General features: G+C 35.0%; 17 protein-coding genes. 4 read left to right on the forward strand and 13 right to left on the reverse strand.

The window, feature by feature from the left end; translation table 11 throughout:
- Nucleotides 1-119: 119 nt before the first annotated feature.
- From HNS40_RS15315 to HNS40_RS15360, 11 genes are all read right to left on the reverse strand, one after another.
- A complete protein-coding gene (locus HNS40_RS15315; protein ID WP_172282390.1) occupies nt 120-620 on the reverse strand; it encodes a hypothetical protein in 501 nt (166 codons plus the stop codon).
- Nucleotides 607-747, reverse strand: coding sequence for a hypothetical protein (locus HNS40_RS15320; protein ID WP_172282392.1), 141 nt, complete (start codon nt 745-747; stop codon nt 607-609). Before HNS40_RS15320 ends, HNS40_RS15315 begins: the two co-directional genes overlap by 14 nt.
- A 190-nt stretch (nt 748-937) precedes the next feature.
- Nucleotides 938-2,680: a tetratricopeptide repeat protein gene (locus HNS40_RS15325; RefSeq protein WP_172282394.1), complete on the reverse strand. Its 1,743-nt coding sequence runs from the start codon at nt 2,678-2,680 to the stop codon at nt 938-940.
- Between the two features lie 95 nt (nt 2,681-2,775).
- Nucleotides 2,776-4,110: an MATE family efflux transporter gene (locus HNS40_RS15330; protein ID WP_172282396.1), complete on the reverse strand. Its 1,335-nt coding sequence runs from the start codon at nt 4,108-4,110 to the stop codon at nt 2,776-2,778.
- Nucleotides 4,111-4,164: 54 nt separating this feature from the next.
- Nucleotides 4,165-5,394, reverse strand: a complete 1,230-nt coding sequence (locus tag HNS40_RS15335) for an endonuclease/exonuclease/phosphatase family protein (RefSeq protein ID WP_172282398.1) — start codon at nt 5,392-5,394, stop codon at nt 4,165-4,167.
- A gap of 1,090 nt (nt 5,395-6,484) precedes the next feature.
- Entirely contained in the window at nt 6,485-7,966 is a 1,482-nt protein-coding gene (cysS, locus tag HNS40_RS15340) for a cysteine--tRNA ligase (RefSeq protein ID WP_172282400.1), read from the reverse strand.
- A gap of 176 nt (nt 7,967-8,142) precedes the next feature.
- A complete protein-coding gene (locus HNS40_RS15345; RefSeq protein ID WP_172282402.1) occupies nt 8,143-9,240 on the reverse strand; it encodes a glycosyl hydrolase 53 family protein in 1,098 nt (365 codons plus the stop codon).
- A 99-nt stretch (nt 9,241-9,339) separates the two neighbouring features.
- Entirely contained in the window at nt 9,340-9,795 is a 456-nt protein-coding gene (locus HNS40_RS15350; protein WP_172282405.1) for a GNAT family N-acetyltransferase, read from the reverse strand.
- A 9-nt stretch (nt 9,796-9,804) separates the two neighbouring features.
- Nucleotides 9,805-10,902 carry a hypothetical protein gene (locus tag HNS40_RS15355; RefSeq protein WP_371742948.1) on the reverse strand — a complete coding sequence of 366 codons (1,098 nt, stop codon included), beginning with the start codon at nt 10,900-10,902 and terminating at the stop codon, nt 9,805-9,807.
- Between the two features lie 27 nt (nt 10,903-10,929).
- Nucleotides 10,930-11,091: a hypothetical protein gene (locus HNS40_RS22955; RefSeq protein WP_216664179.1), complete on the reverse strand. Its 162-nt coding sequence runs from the start codon at nt 11,089-11,091 to the stop codon at nt 10,930-10,932.
- 421 nt (nt 11,092-11,512) lie between these two features.
- A complete protein-coding gene (locus tag HNS40_RS15360; protein ID WP_172282407.1) occupies nt 11,513-12,964 on the reverse strand; it encodes a T9SS type A sorting domain-containing protein in 1,452 nt (483 codons plus the stop codon).
- Nucleotides 12,965-13,209: 245 nt separating this feature from the next.
- On the opposite strand from HNS40_RS15360, the gene HNS40_RS15365 reads away from it, so the two are divergent.
- Nucleotides 13,210-13,566: a hypothetical protein gene (locus HNS40_RS15365; RefSeq protein ID WP_172282409.1), complete on the forward strand. Its 357-nt coding sequence runs from the start codon at nt 13,210-13,212 to the stop codon at nt 13,564-13,566.
- A 74-nt stretch (nt 13,567-13,640) separates the two neighbouring features.
- Nucleotides 13,641-15,995, forward strand: coding sequence for a TonB-dependent receptor (locus HNS40_RS15370; RefSeq protein WP_172282411.1), 2,355 nt, complete (start codon nt 13,641-13,643; stop codon nt 15,993-15,995).
- Between the two features lie 89 nt (nt 15,996-16,084).
- Here the strand turns inward: HNS40_RS15370 and HNS40_RS15375 are convergent, their stop codons facing one another.
- Both HNS40_RS15375 and HNS40_RS15380 read right to left on the reverse strand, forming a co-directional pair.
- Entirely contained in the window at nt 16,085-16,708 is a 624-nt protein-coding gene (locus HNS40_RS15375) for a LysE family translocator (protein WP_172282413.1), read from the reverse strand.
- Nucleotides 16,708-18,243 carry a GH3 auxin-responsive promoter family protein gene (locus tag HNS40_RS15380; protein WP_172282415.1) on the reverse strand — a complete coding sequence of 512 codons (1,536 nt, stop codon included), beginning with the start codon at nt 18,241-18,243 and terminating at the stop codon, nt 16,708-16,710. The genes HNS40_RS15375 and HNS40_RS15380 overlap by 1 nt, the downstream gene beginning before the upstream one ends.
- Nucleotides 18,244-18,347: 104 nt before the next feature.
- Here HNS40_RS15380 and HNS40_RS15385 point away from each other — a divergent pair, with 104 nt between their 5' ends.
- Together HNS40_RS15385 and HNS40_RS15390 are read left to right on the forward strand one after the other, a co-directional pair.
- Entirely contained in the window at nt 18,348-20,396 is a 2,049-nt protein-coding gene (locus HNS40_RS15385) for a tetratricopeptide repeat protein (RefSeq protein WP_172282418.1), read from the forward strand.
- 175 nt (nt 20,397-20,571) lie between these two features.
- On the forward strand, nt 20,572-21,333 hold the full coding sequence (locus tag HNS40_RS15390; protein ID WP_172282420.1) for a LytTR family DNA-binding domain-containing protein: 762 nt from the start codon (nt 20,572-20,574) through the stop codon (nt 21,331-21,333).
- The last annotated feature ends 61 nt before the right edge of the window (nt 21,334-21,394 follow it).

The following is a 21,394-nucleotide window of genomic DNA, read 5'->3' on the forward strand; positions in this document are numbered from 1 at the left end:
TTTATTGTTAATTGTTTGATTATCAGTCACAAAGATAATAAATACTCATGAAATCTCCTAATTTTATGGTCAAAAATATCACCATTAACAACTGAATTTCAGATAGTTAAAAACCGAACTCAGGTTACCATATTTCCTGAATTACCCATAGGCCCAATAAGCTCTAAAGTGTAAGTGTCCATATCTACGGTATAAAGTTCACCCCCAGAACAAACATAATGTGTTTCATAGGCAGGAGAATAAGTGAAACCCGATGCAGTGATTGACCAAGTAGTTAATAAAGTATGCTCTGATGTTAATGTATCAATCTGGTAAAATCCACCAGAGTATTCTGTTGCATACCAATTTCCATCTTGTGCAAAATCACCACCTAAGAAATACAAGTCACTGGGTTTTGGGCCAATGTTTTCAAAACCTATAGGGTCTACATTCATTTTTGCCCAACCGGTAGTTCCACCACCTCCTCCTCCAGTAACCATACAATAGGCATGATCGCCATTGGCTAAAACAAGTTTTTCATTATTGATAGGATTTAGGTCTGTTCCCTGAAAAACCTTTTGAGCATTGAGCTGTGTCATTGCTGCAATAAATAAAATAAAAAGTAAACTAAGCTTTCTCATGTTTTTGTTTTTTTGAAATTATTTCTTTTTGTTTTTTGTCTAGTGTATCCATAAGCTTTTTCAAGGCTTTGTTTTGGTCCTCAAGTTTGCTTATTGTTTCTTCTTCGTATTCTTTATCTTTTTTCATTTTGAAAAAATCGTTAATGCTTAAAATGCGCTTAAATCCTATTGAAATTAATTAGGGACAAAACTATAAGAGCTGGAAGAATTTGAAGAATTTTATTGGGCTATAAAAACAATACAAAAGAAATTTAGGGGTGCATTTCTAGTGCACAACTATTGCTAAGGTGTAGGATATCAATGAGATAGTTTCGGGCTTAAATTTCGTTTAAAAAAGAAGAAAGGCTCTGCTGACTATTGGTAATATCGAATTTCTTTCTCAAACGAGTTCGAGCAACATTTAATGCTCTAGTACTTTGACCGGTGATGGAAGAGATATCTTTAGAGCTCATGTCTAAATATAAAAAGGCGCAGAGGCGTTTTTCGTTGGTGGTTAGTTCTGGAAATGAAACACTCAACTTGCTAAAGAATTCCTGATGAACACTTTCGAATCTTACTTCAAACTCTTTCCAAAGTTGATCGTTTTGTTTAAAGCTTAAATCCTTGATGATTTCTTTAATATCTCCTTGGTTTTCCTTTTTCATTTTAGGTTGAAGGGAGTGAAGCTTGAGTACAATTTCTTTTTCTAGCTCATTTCTTTGAATAAGGGCCATTATTCTTGTGGTTAATTCCTTATTTCTGGTTTCGAGCCTTTCCGAGAGTAGGTTGTTTTGAAGTTTGAAATTTTGGTTTCTGGTTCTGGACTGTGAATAGAGGAGGCCAATGATGATAATGATGGCTATCAGAATAATAATGATAATAAGTGTGCGGTTAAAATTCTGTTGTCTTTTTAGTTTTTGTTCTTCTATCACTTTATCCATCTCACTGGAAAGTTTAATGGCATCTATCTTCTTTTTATAGTCTAGATTAAAAATGGAATCTGATAATTGAGCATATTTTTTTTGATAGAGGTATGCGTTTTCAAAATCCTTCTCTTTAAAACTAATCGAACTCATGAGATTAAGGGTCTGCGTATATTGTGCTTGAAACCCTTTTTGTTTTGTCACGGTTTCTACTTGTTCTAATAGTATTTTAGCCTTTTTTAAAGAATCTTTGTAAAAGAGCATATGAGCATATGTCTGACAGGAATTAATATAGATTCTATCGGAGATTGGTTTGGAGATTGAAATGGCTTTTTTGATAGTTTGTACGGCTCTATCATAGTCATTGCTTGATGTATATACTTGAGCCAAATTGTTTAAAATTTCAGCTCGCATGTCATTTTGCTTGGTTTTATCTATAAATACTAAGGCGTTTTCTATGTATTGAACGGCTTTTTTACTAAGCATCTGAGTGGAATCTAAACCCAATTCCTTATTTTCAGCTTGAGCTGCATAAACCACACCCATATTGGTTAGTGATTTAGCTATGGTAGAATTACGCGATTGAAATTGAGCCAATTCTAAACATTTATTATAATATTCGTAGGCCATTTCATAGTCTTGCCAATTGAAATAAATATTGCCTTGCATATTTAGAATATTCAATTGGCTAGTGGTATCTTTCAAAACCAAATAATAGTTCAATGAAGTCTCGAAATTTTCAAAAGATTTGTGAAAAGAGGAGAGGTGATAATAATTGGTTCCAAAAAGCATGTAAATCTGAGCTTGTGATGTTTTGTCTTTTAGCTCTTTAGCTAAATTCAAGGATAGATTACCTGTTTGTAATGCATCTTTAAAAAGCTCTTGTTTGTTCTGTAGTTCGAAAAGTCTGATGAGACATTGCAGTTCAATCTCTTTGTCGTTTAATGTTCTGGCTATTTCCAGCGCTTGCTCACAATCTTTAATATCTGAATCTGTGACTTGTAGAGCTATCTTTTGATCAAGTTGAGCCAAGTTGATAATTTCTTTTTGAAACCCTGATTTTGCTGATGAATCTAGGGAAGGGTCGGATGGTGTACAAGCTGAAAAAAGCAAGACCACTAATAAAAGATAATAAACTGTGATGGACCCCAAACGCATGATTCTAATTTATTTTTTGGTAAAAGTAAAGAATTATCGTTTCATTAGAGAATGCAAAAATGAATTATTTAGGATGATTAGAAACGGATAAGGGACTATATTTCTTTTTTCTTCCAACGACCAGAGACTAAATAGACATAAGAAAATAGACCCAAAAAAGTCATATAGACATATTCACTAGTCCAAGCAATATGAACAGGAAACTGTTTGATTTGTGTGGCCCAATACACATAGCTGATATAAATGGCTAAGGTGATGATTTCGATAAGCAATCCAGTTTTGGTATTGGCAGTTCCACTCACCCCACTAAAAGCTATAAAACCAATAGCAAATAATACTACAGCACCCGATATGGTATAAATCGAAGGAATGGTTTGTTGAATAAGCTCCTCCGAATTGGTGTAAATGCTCACCATGGTTTCTGGTAATAAAAGCATGGAGGCAATAATAGGAATGGCAATAAGGACTCCAATAAAGACTAATTTGTTTACGATTTTTAATACATCTTCTTTATGTCCTGCTCCTATGGCATTGCTCACTAAAGTGTTGGCAGCAGTACTCAAAGCCATCACGGGAATCATCAAAACTGTATATACGCTCCTAACTATATTAGAAATGGCCAATGACCTTTCTCCCATTTGCTCAATAAAGGCAAAGAAGGTGAACCATGTAAGGATAGAAATAAAATATTGAGCCATAACATATATGGAAAGCTCTAGTGTTTTGCCTATCAATTTAAAATCGATTTTTGAAAACTGAAAGATGGGATATTGATTTCTATCAAGCTTCATTAAAGTATAAATAATGAAGAAAATGAGGGCTGATAATTCCGCAAATACGCTGGCCATAGCTGCACCCCCAATTCCCATGGCTGGCATTCCAAAATGACCAAAAATGAAGATATAATCTAAAATCACATTGGTGATGGCCATGACTATGGCGGAATATCCCAAAGCTTTAGTTTGAGTGATTCCTACTAAAAGTGCTCTGAATCCTAAGTTTCCAAAGGCAAATAAAACACCAAAAACACGAGTTTGAAGGTAGATTTCGCTAGCACCCAAAATGTTTTTTGAGGAGACTATCAAAGCTAGCATGGGAGTCCCAAAGAAATAGATGATGGAGAAAACTACTAAGGCGAGTCCGGCGAGAAAGTAATTAGATTGGTCGAAGATTTTTCCAACTTGCTTATAATCCCTTTCGCCATTTCGGCGGGCAATCATAATTTGAGTTCCGGTACTAAAACCATAACCCAGCATAAAAATGGCAATATAAAAAATCCCAGCCAAGGCGCTTGCGCCCAATTCTACTTCTCCCACACGACCCAAAAAAGCAGTGTCTGTTACATTAATTACATTCTGAGCAATTAAGGTGAGAACAATAGGATAGCTGATTTGCCAAATCTTTTTATAAGAAGGTACGCCGGATTTCATGGGGCAAATATACAGGATAAAGAATTGTTAAGTTTAAACAAATACACTTAGATTTTAAAGGTCTAAATATTTCTTAGTCATCAGCGATTTTTCTGATTTGAGCTCTATGAATTGCAGGATATAAACTCCAGAATTTATTTGGGAAGGAAGACTAAATTGACTCATTCCCGAATTTAGATGTTTTGAAAAAACCTCTTTACCCAAAACATCGAACACTTTAAATTCCAATGGCTTCTCCAAGCTCGAAAAACGAATAAGATTTTTCTCTATTTGGAAGTCGAATTCTAATCTATTGGCCTCAGCAATAGCGTTAGCCTCCTCTAAAATGGCTACATCCATAATAACTGGAAGGTGATCGGACATATAGTATAATGCATTAATGATGCTATCTGGTGCAGTTGAATTACTGGGAACTCTAATGGATTGATTAAATCTTTGACCATCTTGTCCAAAGGCATGATAACTGTCACTGACGTATCTAACTCTTTCGGCACCACTCAAGATATCTGTACTCACAAATATCATATCAAACCTATCGTCCATTCCGCCTGTTGCTCCTCCACCAAATTGGCTAGAACGTGTGCTTTGAGTATGAATGTTGGCATAGGAAGAATTATTATGCCAGTTGGCAGGAGAGAATATGGGGTCGTAGAGCGGAATGTCCTGACCAGTAGTAATTTCTGTATAGGCTTTTTCACTACTTTTATAGATGTTTAAATCTCCTCCAAAAATCACATTACTGACTTTATGTTTAGTATTCAAATGAGTTTTAAAAGCCATGGCTTCGGCATAACGTAGGTTTTCTTCTTCACTACCATCACTGGCTTTTAAATGTGCTGAATACAGAGATAAGAAAACTGTATCGTTAATGATTGGTAAAGTATAAACAACATATTCATTGATCAATCTCAATTCTGTTTCTATCTCAAATTGGCTGTATAGAGCTAGTTTGTTGGCATTATAGAACAGCATATTGTCTGAGTCTGGGCCATCAGTAAATTCAGCTCTTTGGAAAGTTTCAGAAACACCTATATTTAAAGAGTTATTCAAAATCAATTCAGCGCCCTCCTCTGAGCTTAATTCGTTAACTACTAATAAATCGGGCATAATATATTGCACCGTTTTTCTCAAGGTATCCGCTCTTCCAGGAGTTGTTCCAGGAAAATTGAGGAGGTTATAATACATGATTTTTAAAGTGTCCTGGCTCATAGCGGTCAATGACAGCAAGCTGATTAAAGCAATGAAGAAAATACGCATAATGTTGGTTAATCTGGTTTGAGGCAAATGTAGTATTTTTTCAGAAACAGAAGCTATGGGCTGTTTAATAAGATGTTAAGATTCTATGAGTTTAAGGTCTGTATCTCATTTTGATGTGCTGTAGTATCATTGTGTAACTGAAAAGACTACTCAATCTCCCAATTGCTAGGTAATACTAAATGCATTTAGAGTGTATGTACATGAATTTTATTAGTTGAGTTGTTAAGGGCTCTTTTGAAATCATTTACCCTTTTGAATTAGAAGTTTTGTTTAATAGTCTTGTTCTTTACACTTTTCAAAAAGTGTAGCAAAACCACCGCTGTATCAGGAAGTCTACTCCACAAATAGCTTTCCGGAAAAACAATAAACTCCTCCTTATAGTGACATTCTGCGAATGGTCACTAACGAGCGTCAAACAGTATTGTTTTATATCCTACAAGCCATTTGCTCCGCTTAACGACTTCCTGATAAGGCGGAGGTAGACTTCCGTTGGAAGTCTTTATAAACATTGCTTGATTTAATACAGAATCCTTAACTGGATTCTAGTTCATAACAAAATAGATTCAAATACACTTTCTTCATGATAAAAGCTGGTGCTAATCCTTAAGTCATAATTTTCTTTCGAAGATAGTGGGCTGGCCTTTCCCAAACAGGCGGCGGCTCATGGGGTGAATTATAGAATGTTTCATTTGTCATCAAAGGGCCTTGGCTTTTAAAATAATGACATCGAACATATTTGGAATAGAGATAAGTGTTCTAGTTCTGATAGAGAGGTAAAATTATTAGGTCATTAGTTTTCTACTTTGGTAGGCAAATCAATATTCTATAAGAGGCGGGTAGGCATTTGTTTGGGATGGCTTTTGCTTCCTTTTTTCCACAAAAAAGGATGAGTTGATGTTTTACACAACAAAAAAATAGCAAACCAACCAATGAGAACAAATCAGGTGAGATGGAATAATTACATATAAAAGGGACTAATAGAGTTTACCAGTAAATTATATTTAGTATAGGTTCCTTTGTTATGGCCATATCACAATTTAAATACATTTTGCCTAGCGCATAAAAATAGGATTTAGCCAGTTTAAGGTTTATAGAAATTAGAAAAAATGAAACAAGATTAATCTTCTACATTCCAAACAGCGCCTTCTTTGGTATCGGTCACTTTGATATTGACTTTGGCCAGTTCATCGCGAATTAAATCTGCAGTACCCCAGTCTTTATTTTGTTTGGCTTGCTGGCGTAGACTCAATACCGTTTGCATGACACCTTCTAATACTTCATTATCTCCACCTTCAGCTTTTTCTTCAGCTTTTAAGCCTAAAATGGAAAATACGAAGCTATTCATTTCTTTTTGAAGCTTCTCTAAATCACTGGCAGAAATAGTTTCTTTGCCATCATTACAACTATTGATTAGTTTTACAGCATCAAAAAGATTGGCAATAAGAACTGGAGTATTGAAATCATCGTTCATGGCTTCATAACATTTGGTCATGATTTCATTCACATTTACACTAGAGGAGGCCGCTGGTTTTAATCCAGCCAAAGTTTCCATAGCTGTCATTAGTTTTTGATAGCCTTTTTCAGCGGCTAAAAGGGCATCGTTACTCAAGTCTAGAGTAGAACGATAATGAGCTTGTAAGATAAAGAAACGAACCACCATCGGACTGAATGCTTTGCTGAGCTTGTCATTGTCTCCACTGAATAGCTCGGCTGGAAGCAAGGTGTTTCCTGTGGATTTGCTCATCTTTTGCCCATTAAGAGTGAGCATATTGGCATGCATCCAATAGTTAACAGGGTTTTTGGCGCCATGTGTCGCTTTGTTTTGAGCAATCTCACATTCATGGTGCGGGAATTTTAAATCCATTCCTCCTCCGTGAATATCAAACTGCTCACCTAGATATTTGGTACCCATCACGGAGCATTCCAAATGCCAACCTGGGAAACCAATGCTCCAAGGTGATTTCCAGCGCATGATATGTTCTGGAGATGCTTTTTTCCATAAGGCGAAATCGGCAGGATTTCTTTTCTCACTTTGCCCGTCTAGTTCTCTCGTATTACTCATCAGCTCGTCTACATTTCTTCCTGAGAGCATACCATAATCATTATTGAAATCTTTATTATAGGCATTCACATCAAAATAGATGCTCCCCTGACTTTCATAAGCTAAGTCCTTGGAAAGAATATCTTCAACCATGGTGATTTGTTCAATCAAATGACCTGTGGCTGTGGGCTCTATACTTGGTGCGAGGTTATTAAATTGCTCCAGAACTTTATGAAAATCCAAAGTGTATTTCTGTACAATCTCCATGGGCTCAAGTTGACTCAGTCTTGCTTTTTTAGAGATTTTATCTTCTCCTACATCGCCATCATTCTCTAAATGCCCTGCATCAGTAATGTTTCTCACATATCTCACATCATAACCTATAGCACTGAGGTATCTGTAAATCACATCGAAAGAAATAAAAGTACGGCAGTTTCCCAAGTGAACATCACTATATACTGTTGGGCCACAAACATACATTCCTACATGAGGAGCATTAATGGCTTTAAAAACTTCTTTTGTTCTACTTAGGGTATTATATACTTTTAATTCTTGCATAGGGCATTCTATTTTTTTGCAAAAATAGAGTTTTTTCAGCGAATTTTTCTTTTGAATGGAATTTCTTTTGGTTTATGGCTCTCACTGTTGAGGGAAAATTTAAGAATAAGGAAATTACTATCGTTTCAAGTTTTAGATTAGGAAGAGAAATAACGGAACTTCTAAATATTATAAGTTTATTTACTTGGAGCCGAAAATACTTCAGTTGCTTCCGTTTCCATATTCTCAAAATCAAATAAGGTTTGGTTTTCCCAAGAGCTGCCAATTTTAGATTCTGGACCATCCCAAGCCACCCAATCTGGTGCCCAATAGCAAAATCCGAAAGCACCAGCAAGTTTAATCTTTTCTTTGAGTTGACTTAGAAAAGCTTTCTGCCCTTCTTGTGTTGCCGGAAAATTAGGGAGTATCAAGTGCTCGTCTGCTCCAACAATATTATTGGTCCAGTCGTTCCAGCCCAAAGTAAAAGGGTAGGAGGTTTCTGCAATAATGACTTCTTTGTTATACTTGCTTTTTAAAGAGCTCATATTATTTTGAAGGGCATCCATATCTTTACCATGCCACCATGGATAGTAGGATAATCCTATAAAGTCATAATCTAAACTGGTCATCTTATTATAAAACCAATCGCTGGCTTCATGTCCAGCAAAGTGAATCATAATTTGACTAGTACTCGAATGATCTCGTACCGCTTTTATGCCACTTTCCATTAATTGTAAAAACTGGGATTCATTATCTTGAAGATTACCTTCGGGCCAGAGGAATCCTCCGTTTATTTCATTTCCGATTTGAATAATATCGGGCTGTATCTGTTCAACAATCCTTTGGGTATATTTATAAACACTGTCTTTTAAAACTGGGAAACTTAAATTCTTCCATGCCTCTGGAGTTTCTTGATGTCCAGGGTCGGCCCAAGTATCTGAATAGTGCACCGTGAGCCATACCTTCAAGCTCTTTGCTTTTAGCTCTTGGCTAAATGCTTTGACTTCCGCAAAGGAAGCGGCTTCAGTTTGGGGTTGATACCATAATTTCAACCTCACCACATTCATTCCTCTTTCTTTAAAAATATCCACTACGTTTTTCCCAATGCCTTCTGCATCATAGAATTTAGTGTTATTTCTTTCGAGAAAGGGTAGAAAAGACAAATCTGCACCACTGACATAAGTTAATGGTATGGGTTCTGTTGGTGTTTCTTCCTTTTTATCGTCTTCTTTTGAGCAACAAGCAAATAGGAATACAAAAATAATAGCAAGAGCAGAATAGTGTTTAAGGCTCATAGGGCTTCATGGTTTTAAATATTTATAAATTTAAACTCATGACAAAGTTAGTTTATTCACATTAATAAAATCCTATACATCCAAAACCGTTATTTATTATTATAAACGTACTAGAATCCATTCATTACCCTCTTTGTTATTGATGGTTTCGCTAAGATAAAAGCCCGATTTTTGATAAAAAGATTCTAAGTTTAGATCTTCAATACTTAACCAATAGTTCTGTTCTGGGTTTTCTTGAAATAATTGTTCGAGCCAATATTGACCTAATCCTTTTCCTCTATGTTCTTCCGAAATCCAAATATAGCCTAGGTAATGGTATCCGAGTTGATAATACTTATCTGCAATTTTAACATTCGCTATCATATCTGGAGATGCTTTAGTAAACACAATTCCACCACCAATAATTTTGCCCGCTTCTAATAATGTATATATTCGGCTGCTGTCGCTGTATTGATTCCAATATGGAATAATAGTATCTTGCCAGTCTAAAGGTAAAAGAGTGAAAAAATCCATGGCGGATTCCGTTATCTCATTAAATAATATAGAAGATTTCATATCAAAAGTTTATAAGTAACCCCAAGCCCACAATTTATCTGAATCCTCACTCCATCTATCACCAATATCGGTTCTATAATAGGAGCTATTTATCAATACATTATTAATGCGATTATACATTACTTTTTGGGCCTCCTTCATGGTTGTTCCCGTTCCGCTGATGAGTAATGCGGCTCCTGTGTCGCCAGTGATGAGCCATTCTCCATTTATATTTTTTAAATCTTGTATATGGATTCCTTCTTTCATGGGTTTTCTCAAAATAACAATAGCATCTTTGGAAAACATTTCAAAGGATTTTTTGTCTTGAAATGGAAAAGGAGGGACCACCATATATGCTCCAATTTGAAATCCTTTTTTTACCTGGATTTTGAATTCTAATCCTGTGGCAATTTTATACAGCATCATCCCGATGGGCTCTGTAATTCCAGCCTGCTGAATAAAAATCTGAGGGTAGCCAAAGCGAGTGGTAAATTCTAAAGGATAAATTCCGTTTCCATTTACAATACAATTGACGTCGATGTGTCCAACAAAATGATGTTTTTTCAACTCATTTTCTAGTTTTAAAAGAGTGGCATTAAAGAGCGGACTTTCCTCGGTCCAAAACATGCTCGTCCCCATCTCACCGGTGGAAACTCCTAATTCTTTTGGAAATAGTTTCTTGTGTTCAAAAGTGATATTATAAGGTTTAATAAATTGGGTTCCATTAAAAAATGCAGCCACAGAAACTTCCACACCATTAACTTTTCGTTGCAATTGAAATACTTCCAAATCACTTCCCCAAGTTTTCTCATAAGCTTTTAATACCCTGATGATGTCATTCCCGTCATCCTCCTTTCCAACAAATAGTAGCTGTTTATAGTCCTGCATTTTTCCAGAAGGTTTTAGGACATAGGAGTGAGGATTGTTTTGTACATATTCAATAGCCTCTTGATAGGAGGTGAATTCTTTATAATTCAGTATTTTTATTTTGTTTTTCTTTAGCTCTTCTTGTCCAAAGCTTCTGTCTAACTCAAGTTTATCACTATATTCGCAGCCGCCAATGACATGTTTCCCAGCATGACGTAGTTCTTCGGCTTCCTTGCCCCAGCCTATATAGTCGAAGATGATTACATCGGCCCAATCAACCTGTTTTTTTCAATCTCTAGTTTTTGGCACAAAGCCTAATCCAACTTCTCTACAAGAAACCGTTTCGATAAAAAGTTTTACTAAGTTCCCTTCTTTTTGAACGGTATTGGCAATATCTAAAATTTCGCCCCATTTTGAAACAAAAAGGAACTTCTTTTTATGCTCTATCATTTTTATTATTTTCTTAAAATAAAATTGAGCAAATGTATTCGTTTTTTGGTCTTTTCAATGAAATTTATAAAAATAAAATGATTGCTCAAAATGGGAAAGTAGTGTCTGTGTAAATATCTGAAAAACAATAATTAATAATTTTTTTCACGGAGCTCTGAAAACTGGTTTCTATTCTGATTTTTCCACCTAGGGAAAGAGTGGATAAAATACCCAAAACGATAAACATAATTTTCGGATGGATTTTCAATGATTTTAATTTCTTAATCCATTTTTGGAAATTCTTGGGAAGGTAGGGAAGTGGATTATACATTCTCAATGATATTTATGCGATTAATAATTGATGATGATTCAGTGGTATTATTAAAGATTTCAAAGCTACTTAGGTGTTTTTAGGTGAAATAAGGACGCCATTCTAATCACCTCAAGATACAATGAGTTTAGAAATCTGAAGTTTGCCATTTTTATCTTCTATTTTTATGATGTAGATTCCTTTTTTTATTTTATCCGTTGGAATAAATACCTGATTAGAAAAATCATAATTAATACTTATGATAAGTTGACCAGAATAATCAAATATATTTATCGACTTCATTTGAATAGGATTAGAAAGCTGTAGAACTTGACCTGATTGGATAGGGTTTGGATAAATGACTACTTTGTTTTCTTGTATTTCGTTTATTCCAGTTTTAAGATCATAACATGGATAATCCTGATATTGATAAATTTGACCTTCCTCGTTATAAGCACATGACATCATCCAATCCGGGCAAACAATAAAATCATAAACCTTACTATAAATTGGGCCAAAGCAACTGCCTATTCCTTCCATCCAATATTCTTCATAATTACCATCAAGTGTATATTTCTTTCGAAAGAAACCTTCATATTCTACCCATGATATATCATTAACAGTGATTTCTATAAAGCCTTGCCCTTCAGGAGAGTATATGGTGGTGCTTTCTCCGATAGTTAAATTGAAATCATAGATTAAAGCTTCGGCTTGATTATAGTGTCTTAAATACACTTTGTTGTTTTCTTCTCTGATTAATGCCTTAAAATGCAGTGTGTTGAGGGAGTCGTAAGAGGTGTATAGTTTCTTGTAATTGACATTGTCGATTATGGAATCTCCCATAAATAGGAGGATTTCTGTTATGTAATTTTCAAAATTGCTTAGTCTAACATTCCATTGTTTTCCCTCTTCTATAAAGTTAGGGGAGGGTAGTACAGAATGGTAATAGCAATAAGCAAAATCTGGATTATCCCAAATGATATCGTCCTCAAAAAAACAACAGGTTAATTTTATGTCACTTGGCATTTCAGAAGAAAAGTGACATGGGTTAATAGGGAATAATGGTCCATGAATACTTCCTATATCTTCTATCCAAATTTCATTTAATAGATATGGAGGGTTTAGTGAAGTACTAAAATGAAATTGCTTTTTATAGGTTCCATTTATTAGAATGCTATCTATATATTCAACGAAAAGATAATTGTTTTCTGACCCAAGTCCCTCAAAATATAATACAGAGTCACCTATATTTAGATTAAAATTATAAAGTTGATGAACGACTTCGTTTGTGTCTTTGAAACTAACAATATGTTCCTCTTGTTGGATAAAGCCAAGGGGAATTGAGTTCTCATTTAGGCTTTCTTCATATGTAAAAGATAATTTTTGCCATGTTTGATTTTCGATAATGGTATCTCCAGTATATCCATATACGCTAGTGATGGTGTCTACATTAGAGGGGTAGTTTGGAGAGGTATTGACTAATTGTTTAGCAACATCCCAACTTAGTTCAGGAGCATTGAAATTTTGGCCAATACCATTTGAGTATATCAATATTGTTAATAGAAGAGGGAATATTTTTTTCATATCATTGTTTATATGGAAATTTAAACATTATAGAAGTCTATCTTTAAAGACAGTCCGTTTTGAGGAAAGGTTGCTTCTAAGCTGTTAAAAATCAATGTCTAACTTGGTAAGAACTGCGTTGGAGCCATAGTGGTGGCTTTTCTGAGGACTTTTAATTAGCTTCCCCATGACTTTAAATCCCCATATCTAGGTATTGCCAGATTTTTTAGCCTCCTCTATTTTTGCCCCATCAAATAATTAGAAGAATGATAAAACATTTAACATCTATTTTAAAAGGAGTCGGCAGTTTGTTGGCTGTTTTAGTGTTGATGTTGTTTTTTCAATCCAGTTTGACATTTAAACATTCCCATTATCTTTCTGATGGTTCTATTATTACTCATGCTCATCCGTTTTCTGATAGTAATGGAACCCAGCACACACATCATAAAAGTGAAATCACTTTTTTAAGCTTGCTCATACCTCATGCCGATTTAGCTCAAGACTTCCCCTATTTGGATATTGAGATTACTGAGGTATTTGTCGCTTCTATTCTTTTTAAGAATGAGGCCATTCAGCTAATGAAAATCCCCTTTAATGCACTTCGTGGACCTCCTAAATGTTAATCTAATTCGCAGAATAACAATTCATTAGTTTTAACCCGCTATGGGTTAAGTTTCAAATATAATAAGTTTTAGGAATGAGATCAATTAAGATTTTAGCATTGCTCATGTCAATGTTAGTTCAAGGGTATGTGTTTGCTGAGGATGTTAAAAAAATAAGAGAGATACATGGTTATGTAGTGTCAAATACTGAGCCTGTTGCTTATGCTACCATTTTAATAAATGGAACTACAATAGGAGCTGCCACAGATGCCAATGGCCACTTTTATTTGCATAATATTCCGAGTGGTGACTTAACTTTGGTGGTAAGTGCCGTGGGATATAAAAGTGCATCTCATGCTGTGGATGCAGCAGAGGAATTAGATGATAAATTAAAAATTGAATTACAGGAATCCTTGATAACCACAGACGAGGTGGTGGTGAGTGCCTCTAGAAATGCAGTGAAAAGAAAAGATGCTCCAGTATTAGTAAATACCATTGGAACAAAAATGCTCGAGAGTGTACAAGCTAGTTCACTGGCGGATGGTTTGAATTTCACCCCTGGTTTAAGAGTAGAAAATGATTGTCAAAACTGTGGTTTTACACAAGTGAGGCTGAATGGCTTAGAAGGTTCTTATAGTCAAGTATTAATTAATAGCAGACCCATTTTGTCCACTATGGCTGGAGTTTATGGATTAGAGCAGATTCCAGTAAATATGATTGATAAGATTGAAGTGGTGAGGGGAGGAGGTTCTGCCTTATTTGGCTCCAATGCAATTGGAGGAACTATTAATGTGATAACCAAAGACCCTTTAGTAAACTCTTATGCCATAGAATCTAATTTCGCTATGATTAACGGTGAGGCGCCAGAGTTTAATTTGAATGCCTCCACGAGTATTGTTAGTGATGATTATAAATCGGGAATGTTTCTTTACGGAGGCATAAAAAGAAGAGATCATTGGGATGCCAATGAGGATGGCTTCTCAGAAATTACAGAAATCAATGCCAATCATCTTGGTTTGAGAGCCTTTTATCGTCCTGGGGATTATAGTAAAATCAATTTGGATTTTGGAGCTACCAAAGAATTTAGAAGAGGAGGAAATAACTTCGATTATAAAGCAGATATGGCAGATATAGCTGAACAGCTCAATCATGATATTATCAGTGGGGGTTTAACTTTTGATCAATACTCCAAAGACTCAAAAAACAAGTTTTCGGCTTATGCAAGCGGGCAATATATTGACAGAGACAGTTATTATGGGGCAGAACAAGACCCTGCTGGTTATGGAAAAACCTATGATTATTCTGCTGTTGCTGGTCTTCAAGAAACCTATTATTTCGATCGTCTCTTGTTTGCTCCTTCCACTCTTACTGCTGGAGCTGAGTTTATTTATGGCTCCTTAAACGATAATAAACTGGGATTTTATAATCAAGACTCCTCAAGAATGGAGGATAATATGAATATTGCCGATCAATATACAACAACATTAGCTGCCTATCTTCAAAATGAATGGGATTTTGACATCATTAAATTCTTAGTTGGAGTTCGTTACGATCAGATTGCTGTGGAAGATAGAGTGCATTCTGATATTGAAAAAGAGGTTTATCCAAATTGGAGCCCAAGAGTAAACTTGGTTTATAAGCCCAGCGAGCATTTGAGTGTTCGAGCTAATTTCTCTACTGGATTTAGAGCGCCTCAAATATACAGTGAAGATTTACATATTGAGGCTTCTGCTGCTAGAAAAGTGATTCATATAAACGACCCAGATTTGGAAGCAGAGCATTCTTGGAGTCTTACAGGTGGTTTTGATTATGATTTAGATTTTAAATCGTCGGCTTTAGAGATTATTTTGGAAGGCTTTTATACCAAATTGGATAATCCCTTTTCAAGTGAATACTTATGGGATGAAGATGAGAAAATACTAACCGATATCAGAGTAAATGCTGAGGATGGTGCTATTGTATCAGGTGTCAATTTGGAAGTAAATTATGCTTTCAATAATAAAATGGACCTGCAGTCTGGTTTTACTGTACAGTCATCGGAGTTTGAGTCAGCTCAGGCTTGGGGTGAGTTGGACGAGAGTGTTTCAAAACATATGACTCGTACACCTAGCAATTATGGTTATTTGGTTTATAGTTATTATCCTACCAAGAAATTCATGGCCAATGTAAATATGAATTATACAGGTAGCATGTATGTTCCTCATCTCGAAACCCAAGAAACACCAGAGGAATTGGTGCAAACTCAAGAATTTCTAGATATCGGAGTAAAATTAGCTTATACTTTCAAATTGTCTGGACAAACTAATTTGGAGTTAAGTGGAGGTGTTAAAAATATCTTTAACAGTTATCAAGATGATTTTGATACAGGGGTATATAGAGATGCAGGATACGTTTATGGACCAGGTTTACCTAGAACTTATTTCATCGGACTTAAAATATCCAATATCTAGTATTTGAATAATTTGATTTAGTTTTTAATGCCAATGTTTCGCAGCATTGGCTTTTTACTTTGGTGCTTTTTATAAAGGCAGTATTTAGCTTAAAACCAGAAAGCTCTAACCATCAAAGAAATTCCAAATAAAATAAGTCCAATTCCAGCAACACTATTTATTAAAACCAATAGTCTCTCGGTAAGTAAGGGCTTAAGTTTTCCTGCCAAATAGGATTTTAGAGTATCGCTTAGAAATACAGTGATTAGGGTAACGGAGAACATGGTCATGATAGCATGTTCATCCTTTTGGTAATTGGAGGTGAAGGCTACCATGGTGGCCATCCAGAATAACCAAATAAATGGATTGGCCACATTCAGGAAAAATCCTTTAAGTATATAGGTAATGGCTCTGGGGTCTTTTACCTTAATTTCATCGGCTTTTGTTTTTGGTTTTTTTATATAGGTGATAATACCAAAAACAATTAAGATGAGTCCGCTGGCAATTCCAAAAGCCAATTTATTCTTGGGTTGCTCAACCACTTGTATTACCCCTTGAAAACTCAAGAGGACCAAAAATAAATCACTTAAAAACACACCGAAAGCCAAAGCTATTCCTGCTTTGAATCCTCTATTGATACTTGTTTGCACCAAGGCAAGCAAAGCAGGGCCAAAGCCAAATAAGGTGGCCAAGGTGATTCCAAGTATTAACCCATCTCTAATTGCGAAGCCCATTAATAACCTTCTTGTTTAAGGAATTCTAGCCAATCTGTTTTTATTTTGTTTTTTAAGACCCGTGGGAATTTATTGGCACCACCTTCTTTTCCGTTTATTTTCATCCATTTAGCGAAAATTTGGGTAGGGATAATTTTTACTGTTACATCTTTAATGGCCTCCATGCGCTCCACTCTATAGTCATCATTTAAGGTGTTTAAATGATTGTCGAGAGCCTCTTTTATAACCTTAGGTTCTACTTGACAATCGGTGCCTACATGCCATTCATGGGCCCAAAGGCTGCCATGCTCCACCCCCAAAACCGTAAATTCACCCACCTCAATATCTAAATCTTGTTGAGTGAGTTCCATAGCTCTATTGATATTATCCATTGATAAATGTTCCCCACAAATACTCAAGAAATGTTTTGTTCTTCCAGTGATGATGATTTGGGATTTTTCAACAGAATTAAATTTGACGGTATCTCCAATTAAATATCTCCATGCCCCAGAATTATTAGATAATAGAAGGGCGTATTCCTCTTTATCGTTCACTTGACCTATATGAAGGACTTTGGCATTTGCATTAATATTTCCTTCGTCATCAAAATTCTGGTCATTAAAGGGAACAAATTCATAGAAAATCCCATTATCCAAAATCAGTTTCATACCTAGATCTTCAGGTTGGTTTTGGTAGGCAATATATCCCTCAGATGCTAAATAGCTCTCATTGTATATGATAGGCCTTGCAAAAAGTTTGTCGAAACTCTTTTTGTAGGGAGCAAAAGCTACACCGCTGTGAACGTATACATTGAGGTTTGGCCAAATATCGTGTATGGAATTTAGCTTATGTGTTTCGATAATCCTTTCCAGAATAATTTGTATCCATGCAGGAACTCCTACAATTACGCCTATATCCCATTTGGGAGCTGATTTTACAATCTCGTCCAGCTTAGTAGCCCAATCTCTTTCTTTTGAGATTCTTCTTCCGGGTTTATAAAAGTGCTGAAACCAGAATGGAATATTCCCAGCTGATATGCCACTTAAATCACCTTCCAAATAACTTCCGTTTAGATTTAAGTGTGTGCTGCCCCCAATCATTAGGATTCCTTTTTGGAAAAACTCAATAGGGAAATCATAACGAGAAGCAGATACCAATTGCCTTAGGCTTGCTTTTTTAATAGATTTTAGCATGTCACCAGTAACTGGAATTTGTTTGCTACTGGCTTCGCTGGTGCCAGATGTAAGAGCAAAGTATTTCACCTTGCCAGGCCAACTCACATATGCTTCGCCATTTAGAGAGCGATACCACCAAGCTTGAAACATTTTACTATAATCAAATACAGGTATTGTATTTTGAAAATCCTGAATAGTTTGTTTGGAATGAAGAATTTTTGAAAAATGGTAATGCTCTCCAAAAGCTGTAATTTCGGCTTTTGAAAGTAATTTCTTTAATTCTTTATATTGTATTTCGATGGGTGAAACCTTGGCTTCTCTAAGAGCAGGTCTATCTTTTATTTGATAAGCCTTTTTTATTAATGTCCCTAATAGCGGCATATATTAATTTTTTACAAAAATATTATTTTTCGCGATATAAGGAGTTTTCAAATATCTTATTAATCATTAAAAATTGAGCTTTATTTTTTATAAATTTGATGCACATGATGAAGTGCTTAAAATATCTGTTTTATTTCTGGTTGGTACTTGCTACCATTTTTAATATTAAGGCTGAAAATCCTCAGCAAATGTTAATAGATAGCCTTCATCTAGTCCTAGAAAACCAAGTAGGTACTGAGCATATTCAAACATTACTTTTAATTGCTGATGTTTTTAGTGAATCCAGTAATACTTCGGCTGTAAAATATGCCAATGATGCTTTAAAGTTATCAATTTCCTCATCAGATAAATTGAATATGGCAAACTCCTACATGCGTTTGGCAACTTATTCCTATGTCGGAGAGAATTATGACAAATCCTTAAATTATTCCAATAAAGCATTAAAATATTATAATCAACTAGGAACTCTGGATTGCCTAAGTGCCGTGTATTTAGATATGGCAACTGTTTATAGTAGGCTTGGCCAATTGGATTCTGCTCAATATTTTTCTGAAGTTTCCTTAGAACAAGCTTATCAAATTTATGATACTTTGAATCAAGTAAAATCGCTACGATCTATAGGAAATGTCTATTATAAACAAGGGCAGGCAGACTTAGCACTAAAGCACTTTCATCAGGCACTAGCTTTAAGTAAACATTCAAGCCTTTGTTGCTCTGAGCAAAGTATGCTCTATAATAATTTAGGGGTGTTGTTTTCAGATTGGCAAGAATTTGATAAATCACTAGCTTATTATAGAAAAGCCCTTGAAATAGCTGATTCTTTGGGTTCTGTGGAGGAGTCTAGTAGGTTGTATAATAATATGGGAACCATTTATTGGTATAAAGAGAATAATGATTCGGCCCTTATGTATTACTTAAAAAGTTTGGATTATAGAGAAAAAACAGGCGATAAGAATGGTAAAGCCTATGTTCTGAATAATTTAGGTATGTATTATGGTTCAGTTGAGAAGTACGAAAAGTCATTAGATTATTTTCAGCAATCATTTGTGGTTTTTGAGGAGCTTTTCAATAGGATGGGTACAACTATGACACTTTATAATATTGGATCTGTATATCAGGAATTAAAGGAATTTGATTTGGCTGCGAAGTATTTTCAGGAAAGTTTGAATATTTCACAAGCGCAAGGTTTTGGGGATTATTTGATAGCCAATTACCAGGCTTTAAACGAAGTGTTTTCTGAAAACAAGAAATGGGATAAGGCTTATTTTGCCTTGTTAGGATATAATAGATTAAACGACTCCATAAGAAAAGTTCAGAACATTGATTTAATCAGAAATATTGAGGTGAAGTTTGAAAGGGAAATGAATCAAGCAGACATCTCTATATTGCAAAATGAAATGGAGGCTACAAAAGTAGATAAATTGCAAACAAGAATTTTTATTGCTGGAGCTGTTGTGATTTTGATTTTGGTTATTGGATTGGCTTATTTGATTATTTGGCAGATCAGATCCAGGACCAATTTTGAACATAGTAAATTAACTCCAGCACTCCTTCGTTATCAGCTCAACCCTCAGTTTATAAATAGCAGCCTATCTGGTATCAAAGAGTTGATAGGGAAAAATAGAGTAAAAGAGTCAGGCCTGTTTTTGAGTGGCTTTGCAAGGCTCATTAGAGTCTTTATAGAAACTTCAACAAATAATGCCATCGTACTGGACAAAGAGATAGAAGCCTATCATAGTTTCTTTAAATTGCATCAGCTAAGATACGAGCATGAATTGAAATTTGATATTGATGTTGCAGGACATGTGGAAACCGAAATTTTGGCCATTCCACCATTGATACTATTTCCCATATTTGCCCACGCTATCGATTTTCATTTGAGTCTTGGTGAAGTGCGTATAAAAATAGAAATAGATACAGATGAGAATTATTTGCAGATGAAAGGTGAGATCTATTTGCCATTGTTTAAGGATGAGAATCTAGCAGATCACCAAGATATGAAAAACAGTTTGGTAGAAGTAAAAGAAAGAATAAGGCTTCTGAATAAAACTCTAAAAGATAAGATGAGTTTTGTCTATCGTGAGAACATTGTTGACGAAGGTGCAAAGAAGCATCAATATATGGAATTGTATATTCCTGTGCGACCTATGTAATTAGATTCACATTGGGTGTTTTATAGGGATTTTTTTGTATTTTTGAAGAATATGTTAGTGCGATATTGATGCAGATTATATATGGTTGAATAGTAGGGTGATATGGTTTTGAAGCTATAAGAGTAGAGGAGAATAGTATGATGAAATATTGTTTTATTCAATAAATAGGTTAAGGATGATAAGATGTTTAATAGTTGATGATGAGAGTAAGGCAAGGGAAATTTTGGCAGAAATGTTAAAGTTGTATTGCTCTGAAGTAACCGTTATTGGTCAGGCTCGAAACGTGACCACTGCTTACGAAATGATTAATTCTCTGAAACCAGATTTAGTATTATTAGATATTAAAATGCCGGATGGTAGTGGGTTTGACCTATTAAATAAGTTCAAAAATATTAATTTTAAAGTAGTTTTTATCACCGCTCATGAAGAATATGCCATAAAAGCATTTCGTTTCAGTGCTTTGGATTATTTATTAAAACCTATCGATCCTAGTGACTTGATAAGCGCAGTAGAGAAAATATCTAACTCCAAGGATGTAACCGGAATGAATGATCAATTTGAAACCTTTAAGGATAATTATTATAAAGGAGAGTCCACAAAGGAAAAAAGGATAGTTCTTAGAACTACCGAGAATATCTATATCATTTATTTGAAAGATGTGATTCGCTGTCAGTCCGAGAAGAACTATACTTATTTCTATTTTGCTAATCGAGAGCGGATTATTGTATCAAAAACTTTAAAGGAGTTTGAAGAAATACTGACAGACTACGGATTTATGAGAGTACATCGATCTCACTTAGTTAACCTTAAATATATCGATAGGTTCGATAAGAGTGAAGGAGGATTTTTGATCATGACCGATACAAGTAGAGTGGAGGTTTCGCATCGTAAAAAAGAAGCACTACTCAGTTATATCTATGGTTTAGGTAATATATAAACCTATAGGATTGAAATAATTTATTCTCTTACTATACTTTGATTATAAGTCTAGTAAATTT

This window comes from Lentimicrobium sp. S6 (assembly GCF_013166635.1).
GTDB lineage: Bacteria > Bacteroidota > Bacteroidia > Bacteroidales > UBA12170 > UBA12170.

What these genes read in the sequence shown, in the direction of transcription:
- HNS40_RS15365 (WP_172282409.1), top strand. Translation starts at nt 13,210, where the DNA reads ATGATAAAACATTTAACATCTATTTTAAAAGGAGTCGGCAGTTTGTTG.
- HNS40_RS15345 (WP_172282402.1), bottom strand. Translation starts at nt 9,240, where the DNA reads ATGAGCCTTAAACACTATTCTGCTCTTGCTATTATTTTTGTATTCCTA.
- HNS40_RS15320 (WP_172282392.1), bottom strand. Translation starts at nt 747, where the DNA reads ATGAAAAAAGATAAAGAATACGAAGAAGAAACAATAAGCAAACTTGAG.
- HNS40_RS15370 (WP_172282411.1), top strand. Translation starts at nt 13,641, where the DNA reads ATGAGATCAATTAAGATTTTAGCATTGCTCATGTCAATGTTAGTTCAA.
- HNS40_RS15315 (WP_172282390.1), bottom strand. Translation starts at nt 620, where the DNA reads ATGAGAAAGCTTAGTTTACTTTTTATTTTATTTATTGCAGCAATGACA.
- HNS40_RS22955 (WP_216664179.1), bottom strand. Translation starts at nt 11,091, where the DNA reads ATGATAGAGCATAAAAAGAAGTTCCTTTTTGTTTCAAAATGGGGCGAA.
- HNS40_RS15360 (WP_172282407.1), bottom strand. Translation starts at nt 12,964, where the DNA reads ATGAAAAAAATATTCCCTCTTCTATTAACAATATTGATATACTCAAAT.
- HNS40_RS15380 (WP_172282415.1), bottom strand. Translation starts at nt 18,243, where the DNA reads ATGCCGCTATTAGGGACATTAATAAAAAAGGCTTATCAAATAAAAGAT.
- HNS40_RS15375 (WP_172282413.1), bottom strand. Translation starts at nt 16,708, where the DNA reads ATGGGCTTCGCAATTAGAGATGGGTTAATACTTGGAATCACCTTGGCC.
- HNS40_RS15330 (WP_172282396.1), bottom strand. Translation starts at nt 4,110, where the DNA reads ATGAAATCCGGCGTACCTTCTTATAAAAAGATTTGGCAAATCAGCTAT.
- cysS (WP_172282400.1), bottom strand. Translation starts at nt 7,966, where the DNA reads ATGCAAGAATTAAAAGTATATAATACCCTAAGTAGAACAAAAGAAGTT.
- HNS40_RS15390 (WP_172282420.1), top strand. Translation starts at nt 20,572, where the DNA reads ATGATAAGATGTTTAATAGTTGATGATGAGAGTAAGGCAAGGGAAATT.
- HNS40_RS15350 (WP_172282405.1), bottom strand. Translation starts at nt 9,795, where the DNA reads ATGAAATCTTCTATATTATTTAATGAGATAACGGAATCCGCCATGGAT.
- HNS40_RS15385 (WP_172282418.1), top strand. Translation starts at nt 18,348, where the DNA reads ATGATGAAGTGCTTAAAATATCTGTTTTATTTCTGGTTGGTACTTGCT.
- HNS40_RS15325 (WP_172282394.1), bottom strand. Translation starts at nt 2,680, where the DNA reads ATGCGTTTGGGGTCCATCACAGTTTATTATCTTTTATTAGTGGTCTTG.